Annotated in this window: 8 protein-coding genes; 1 reads left to right on the forward strand and 7 read right to left on the reverse strand. The window is 77.5% G+C overall.

What is annotated here, in order from left to right; translation table 11 throughout:
• The 4 genes from PYV61_RS18870 to PYV61_RS18885 all read right to left on the reverse strand — a co-directional run.
• Positions 1-312 (reverse strand): hypothetical protein (locus PYV61_RS18870; protein WP_275834488.1); only part of this gene is annotated, 312 nt, incomplete at its 3' end.
• Positions 305-877, reverse strand: a complete 573-nt coding sequence (locus PYV61_RS18875) for a class IV adenylate cyclase (protein WP_275834489.1) — start codon at positions 875-877, stop codon at positions 305-307. The genes PYV61_RS18875 and PYV61_RS18870, both read right to left, overlap by 8 nt.
• 4 nt (positions 878-881) lie before the next feature.
• Entirely contained in the window at positions 882-1,571 is a 690-nt protein-coding gene (locus PYV61_RS18880; RefSeq protein WP_275834491.1) for an HAD family hydrolase, read from the reverse strand.
• Positions 1,568-2,446: an EamA family transporter gene (locus PYV61_RS18885; RefSeq protein WP_275834493.1), complete on the reverse strand. Its 879-nt coding sequence runs from the start codon at positions 2,444-2,446 to the stop codon at positions 1,568-1,570. The genes PYV61_RS18880 and PYV61_RS18885 overlap by 4 nt, the downstream gene beginning before the upstream one ends.
• A gap of 66 nt (positions 2,447-2,512) precedes the next feature.
• Here PYV61_RS18885 and PYV61_RS18890 point away from each other — a divergent pair, with 66 nt between their 5' ends.
• Positions 2,513-2,956: a hypothetical protein gene (locus tag PYV61_RS18890; protein WP_275834495.1), complete on the forward strand. Its 444-nt coding sequence runs from the start codon at positions 2,513-2,515 to the stop codon at positions 2,954-2,956.
• Here PYV61_RS18890 and PYV61_RS18895 read toward each other — a convergent pair.
• The 3 genes from PYV61_RS18895 to PYV61_RS18905 form a co-directional block, all read right to left on the reverse strand.
• Positions 2,949-3,794, reverse strand: a complete 846-nt coding sequence (locus PYV61_RS18895) for a C40 family peptidase (protein WP_275834497.1) — start codon at positions 3,792-3,794, stop codon at positions 2,949-2,951. The two genes, PYV61_RS18890 and PYV61_RS18895, sit on opposite strands and share 8 nt — an antisense overlap.
• A 107-nt stretch (positions 3,795-3,901) precedes the next feature.
• Positions 3,902-4,885, reverse strand: a complete 984-nt coding sequence (locus tag PYV61_RS18900) for a P1 family peptidase (RefSeq protein WP_275834498.1) — start codon at positions 4,883-4,885, stop codon at positions 3,902-3,904.
• Between the two features lie 34 nt (positions 4,886-4,919).
• Positions 4,920-6,546: PAS domain S-box protein (locus PYV61_RS18905; protein WP_275834500.1), on the reverse strand; the 1,627-nt coding region annotated here is incomplete at its 5' end.

A 6,546-nucleotide genomic window follows, 5' to 3' on the forward strand; every position in this document is an offset into this window, starting at 1 on the left:
GTACGCGCGCAGCGCGCGCGTGACCTCGGGGAACGCGACCGCGCGCCCCAGGTGCGCGGCGCCGCGCGCGGCGAGCGCCGCGGCGACGCCGGCGGGCGCCAGCTCGACCGCGTCGCCGCCCGCCACGAAGCACGCGATGTCGTCGTCGCGCACGCGCACGCCGTCGCAGTGGGCGAGCGGCACGTGCAGCGTGCGCCCCTCGGCGTTGGCGAGCACCAGCGCGTCGCCGTCGCGGCGCGCGCTGCCGTCGGCGTCGAGCGCGCGCGCGCGCAGCAGCCCGCGCAGCCGCGCCGGCACCGCCCCGTCAGCCACCGGCCAGCTCCCGCGCCGACAGCGCCGCGCGGCGTCGCGTGCGCCGCTCGAAGTCGGCGACGAAGTCGGCCAGCCGCGCCGCGGTGAACGCTGCGCGCGGCAGCCCCGTGGCGGCGATCGCCGCCTCCAGCGCCGCCGGCGCCCCCTCGACCTCCACTAGGTCGTCGAGGCGCGGATAGCGCTCGAAGCGCAGCGTCGCGTCGCCGAGCGCGTACTGCGCGACCGCGCGCTCGACCTCGCGCACCACGATGAACCCCGCCGAGGCGAGGGCGTGCTCCAGCACGGTCGCGTCGCCGACGTCGGTCGAGCGCTCGAGGCGCCGCTTGTACCCCTGCCCGACGCGCGTCGGCCCCTTCCAGTCGAGGGTGTGGCGCGCGGCGCCGGCGGCGTCGGTCGTGCGCACGCGCAGCACCTCGTCGCGGGCGGCGAGCGGGCCGTGCGGCAGGTCCCACCGGCGGTCGACGAGGGTCCCCTCGAACAGCAGCCGCGCGCCCGCCGCCTCGACGCGGGCGCGGCAGGCGGCGACGTCGGGGACGACGGCCTTGAGCTCCGTCTCGTCGATCACGCGGTCACCCGCAGATCGCCGCGACCACGGCGTCGGTGTCGGTGAGGTCGGCGAAGGTCGCCGTCGCCCCGTGCCCCGCCAGCTCGTCGGCCGGGTAGCGGCCGGTGGCCACGCCCACGGTGCGGGCGCGCACCGAGCGGGCGCAGGCGATGTCGGCCGGCGTGTCGCCGACGACGACGATCGCGTCGCCGTCGAAGTCGTGCCCGGTCAGCTCGCGCGCGCGGCGCCGGGCGACGCGCGGCAGCTCGGGGCGGTCCTCGTGGTCGGAGCCGAACGCGTTGACGCGGAAGCGGTCCCAGTCGAGTCCCGCGCAGCGCAGCTTGATCGCCGCGCCCGACTCGACGTTGCCCGTCAGCAGCCCGAGCACCACGTCGCGGCGCGGCTGCAGCGCGTCGAGGAGCGCATCGACGCCGGGGAGCGTGGTGAAGTGCCGCTCCCCGACCGCGACCTCGCGCCGCAGCCGCGCCAGGTAGCCGTCGATGACCTCGGGGAGGCGCGCGTCGATCGCGGCGTCGTCGTGGCCGGCCAGCCGCAGCAGCTCGCGCGCGATCTGCGGGTCGGTCTTGCCGTCGTAGTGGACGCGCGGGTCGGGCTCCATCGCGAAGGCGTCGCGCAGCGACCCCTCGAACGCGCGGCGCGCGGCGCCGTTGCCCTTGAGCAGGGTGCCGTCGATGTCGAAGAGGACCAGCTTCATTTGCGGGAGACGAGCAGCCCCGTGGTGATCGCCGCCGCCCCGCCGATCTGCCAGGGCGTCGGCACCTCGTGGAGCGTCAGGTAGGCGACCGCCATCGCGATCAGCGGCTGCAGGTTGCTGTACATCGCCGTGCGCACCGGGCCGAGCACGCGCACGCCGCGGTAGTAGAAGAGATACGCGAGCACCATCGCCGCCAGCCCCGCGTACGCGACCGCGCCCCACCCCGCGGCCGGGACCGCGCGGGCGTCGAGCGCGGCCAGCGCGGGCGCGCCCATCCCCACCAGCACGCCGACGCCGCCGAGCAGCGTGAACGCCGACAGGTGGATGGGGTGCACGCGCTGCGTGAGCGGCTTGAGGAGCACCGCGTAGAACGCCCACGACACCGAGCCCGCGAGCAGGATGAGGGCGCCGAGGAGCGGCGACTCCGCCGACGCGCTGGGCTGCACGGCGCTCCCCAGCACCACGCCGGCCATGCCGAGCAGCTGGAGCCCGATCCCCGCCCACGCGCGCCGCGTCGGGCGCTCGGTGCCGAGGCCGCGCCCCACGAGGCCGATGAGCGCGGGACTCGACGCGAGGACGAGCGCGGACGTCGCCACCGAGGAGCGCGCGATCCCCTGGATGAAGCAGAACTGGTAGACGCCGTGGCCGAGCAGGCCGAGCGTCGCCAGCCGCACCATGTCGGCGCGCGCGGGGCGCTCGCGCCACAGCGCCAGCGCGAGCCCGCCGAGCACCGCGGTGGCGAGCGCCACGCGCAGCGCGTTGAAGGCGAGCGGCGGCAGGACGCGCGTCCCGTACTTGACGACGCTGAAGTTGACCCCCCAGAGGAGGGCCATCGCCAGCATCATCAGGTCGGTGAGCCAGGTCGCCGTCCGCATCCCCCAATCTATACGGGGCGCGGCCGGGGACGGCGCGGCGCCGGCCGGCGCGCTAAGTTGCCGGCCATGTACGTGGCCTTCGCCCTCCTCGCCGACGCCGCCAACGTGGCCGCGGACGGGAAGCTCAACATCCTCGGCGTGTTCGACGTGCTGCGCGCCGCGTCGCTGCCGGCCGTGCACCCGCGCGTGCACCTCGTCGCCAAGCTCAAGGCGCAGGCGGCCGACGCGGGGACGCACCGGCTGGCGCTGCAGGTGACGGGCCCCGGCGGGGCGACGCTGCTCGGCACCGAGGTGCAGGTCGAGATCGGGACGCTCCCGCCCGGCGTGGCGGAGGCCGACATCCCGCTCGTGCAGGCGTTCGACCTGCCGCTCGAGCGCCCGGGGCCGCACTCGGTGATGCTGCTCATCGACGGCCGGGTCGCGGTGCAGCTGCCGGTGACGGTGCTCGGCGACGCCGCCGCGCCCGCCGGCCCGATGATCACGCCGCCCCCGGGGACGCTGGTCAGCTGACGCGGCGGGCCTGGAGGAAGTTGGCCCGCAGCCGCGCGACGTACGGGTCGTCGTCGTCCACGAGGTCCTCGACGCTCCACCCGCCGCGGCCGAGCGCGAGGTGCGCCATGCGCAGCGCGTCGAGCATCAGGCCGACGTGCGTGATGCGGCGGTCCTCGCGGTCGCTGAAGAACAGCAGGTCGCCGGCGGCGAGCCCGGTGAGGTCGCGCCCGAGATCGTCGCCGACCAGCGCCTGCTGCCACGCGTCGCGCGGCAGGGACACGCCGTGCAGCCCCCACACGGCCTGCACGAAGCCCGAGCAGTCGGCGCCCCACGGGGTGAGCCCGCCCCACTGGTACGAGGTCCCCTCGAACCGCCACGCGCTCTCCGCGGCCGCGGCGCCGTCGCGGGGGAAGCGCGCGGCCCGCGCGTCGAGCGCCACCGCCTCCCCGTCGAGCAGCTCCTGCGGCCCGTGCACCAGCGCGCCGAGCGGGAGGCGCAGCGTGCGCCCGCCGGCGCGCGCCGAGACGCCGAGGGAGAGCGCGGGGACGTCGTCGCCGAAGGTCGCGCGCACCGACGCCGCCGTCTCGGGCTCGCGCGCCGCGAAGTCGCGCCCCTCGTAGGGCGCGAGCGCCGGCGCGTCGTCGGGAAGCGGGTCGCCGGGGAGCGCGTGCAGGTAGCCGACGTGCGCCCACCCCTCGTAGCCGTCGTGCAGCGTGCGCACGCGCCGCCAGTCGCCGGCCTCGCCGACCACGGCCACCGCGTGGCCGAAGAGGGCCTGCGTGACCTGCCCGCTGGCGACGCGGGGCTCGGCGTGCAGCGGGGCGACGGGGGCGCGGACGAGGGCGAGGGAGGGCATGGGGGGAATCTAGGCGGGGATCGGGCACCCGCGCGCGGCAGCGTCGAGCGTGGAGCGTCGAGCGTCGAGGGACTCACGCTCGACGCTCGACGCTCCACGCTCGACGCTCACCCGTCCGCCAGCCCGGGGATGCCGTCGCGCCCCGCCGCCAGCCACACCGCGCGCTCGACCGCCAGCGCCAGCGCGAGCGCGGCGCGCGACTTCTGCGCCACCGCCTCGCCGGGCGGGAGCGCAACGGCGGGCGCCGCCGGGCCGAGCGCGAACACGACGTCGCCGTCGAAGCTGGTGCCGCAGGCGGTGATGCGGCGGTGCTGCGCGACGTCGGCGGCAGCGACGAGCCCGCCGAGCGCCGCCCTGTCGAGCGGGCGACGCACGGCCACCACGGCGAGCGTGGTGTTGGGCGGCGCGTCGGCGGCGCCGTAGCGGTCGGGGGGCGCGCCGCCGTGCGCGAGGCGGGCGCGCGTGTCCACGAAGCCGCCCTCGGGGGCACGCCCGACGGCGACGATGCGGCCGCCGCGCGCGCGCACGTCGCCGAACGCGTTCACCACGACCAGCGCCGCGCACGCGCCGTCGCCCTCGCCGACCACCGCGGCGCCGAAGCCGCCCTTCATGGCGCCGGCCGGGCCGAGGAGCTTGCCGACCGTGGCGCCGGTGGCGGCGCCGACGCTCCCCTGCGCGTCGACCACGGGGCGCGCGCGGTCGCAGGCGTCGTACGCCATCGCGGGCGTCGGGCGCGCGTCGAAGCGGCCGCACGGCGCGAGGTCGAAGATCACGGCGGCGGGGACGATCGGCACCACGCCCCCGCCCACCGGGAAGCCGTGGCCGCGCTCCTCCATCCAGCGCATCACCCCCGCCGCCGCGTCGAGCCCGTAGGCGCTGCCGCCAGTGAGCAGCAGCGCGTCGACGCGGTCCACGAGGTGGCCGGGCGCGAGCAGCGCCAACTCGCGCGTGCCGGTGGCGCGGCCCAGCACCGCGACGCCGGCGCGCAGCGGGGCGTCGACGCCGCGCACGACGGTGCACCCCGTGCCCCCCGCGGCGTCGGTGGCGTGGCCGACGGCGAGGCCGAACGGCGTCAGGTCGATCGCGCTCATGGGCGCCCCCCTCCGGAGCGGTTCGGGCGACGGCTCAGGCGACCGCCGGCGACTCGTCGCCGACCAGCGGCGACGGGGCGACCCACGGCAGCTCGACGACGAAGGTCGCGCCGCGGCCGGGCGCGCTCTCGACCGCGAGCTGCCCGCCGTGGTCGCGCACGATCCCGAGCGAGACGGCGAGCCCGAGCCCGGTCCCCTGCCCCACCGGCTTCGTCGTGTAGAACGGCTCGAAGATGCGCGCGCGCTCGTCGGGCGCGAGCCCCGGGCCGCTGTCCTGCACCTCGACGTACAGCCGCCCGTCGCGCTGCCGCGTGCGGACGGTGAGGCGGCGGTCGCCGGGCTGGCGCAGCAGCGCGTGCTCGGCGTTGGTGATCAGGTTCAGGAACACCTGCTGCAGCTGCGGCCCGTCGGCGGAGGTGACCGGCAGCTCGTAGTCCAGCGCCAGCTCGATGTCGACCTGCTGCGTGCGCAGCGCGTAGCGGCGCAGGTCGAGCGCCTCCAGCAGCACGCGGTTGAGGTCCGTGGCCGCGCGCTGCGGCGGGTGCTGCCGCGCGAACGTGAGCAGCTTGCCGACGATGCGCGCCGCGCGGCGGGCCTCGCGGTGGATCGTGTCGGCCAGCTCGCGCAGCTCGGCGGCGTCGCTCCCCGCCGCGGCGTCGAGCGCCGGCTCGGCCAGCAGGAGCTCGCTGAAGGCGAGCACGCCGGCCAGCGGGTTGTTCAGCTCGTGCGCGACGCCGCTCACCAGCTGCCCCATCGCCGCCAGCTTCTCGCGCTGCAGCAGCTGCTCGGCGAGGCGCCGCTCGCCGGTGACGTCGCGCATCACCCCGAGCCCGCCCTCGACGGCCCCCGACTCGCCGACGATGGGCGCGGTGGTCACCGAGGCCACGCGCGACCGGCCGTGGCGGTCGCGGTAGCGCAGCTCGCGCCGCACGCGCTCCCCCGCCAGCGTGGCCTCCAGGATCTCGATCACGGCCTCGCGGTCGCGCGGGTCGGCGGCGACGCTGCAGTGCTGCCCGACCAGCGCGTCGCGGTCGCGCCCCGTGGTGACCTCCATCGCGCGGTTGACGCCCGTGAGGCGCCCCTGCGCGTCGACGGTGAAGATCGCGTCCGAGGCCGACTCGACCAGCCGGGCGTAGCGCGCCTCGGAGGCGCGCGTGGCCGCCTGCGCGCGGCGCTCGTCGGTGACGTCGCGCAGCGAGGCGACGACGCCGTCGACCTCCCCCGTCTCGCGCAGCGGCGCGGTGGACACGGCCACGGTGCGCTCGTCGCCGTCGGGGCGCACGACGACGATCTCGTAGCGCTGCCCGACCCCGTCGCGGCCGAGCGCGGCGCGGCGCAGCACCTCCGGCGCGTCCTCCGGGCGCACGAGGGCGGCGGAGTGCGTGCCGATCAGCGCGTCGCCGCGCCCGAACAGCTCGACCGCCGCCGGGTTCGCGAAGACGATGTGCCCGGTCGCGTCGCTGATCGTGATCGCGTCGCGCGTCGTCTCGACCACGCTGCGGTAGCGCGCGGCGAGCGCCAGCTGCGCGGTCACGTCGTCGAAGGTCACGACGGCGCCGCCGCCCGGGTGCGGCGCGGCCACCAGGTCGAACACGCGCCCCGCCTCGGCGGCGCGCACCAGCCCGCGACGTGGCGCGCCTCGGCGGCGCGCGTGCCGACCA

This window comes from Roseisolibacter sp. H3M3-2, assembly GCF_029211165.1.
Lineage (GTDB): Bacteria > Gemmatimonadota > Gemmatimonadetes > Gemmatimonadales > Gemmatimonadaceae > Roseisolibacter.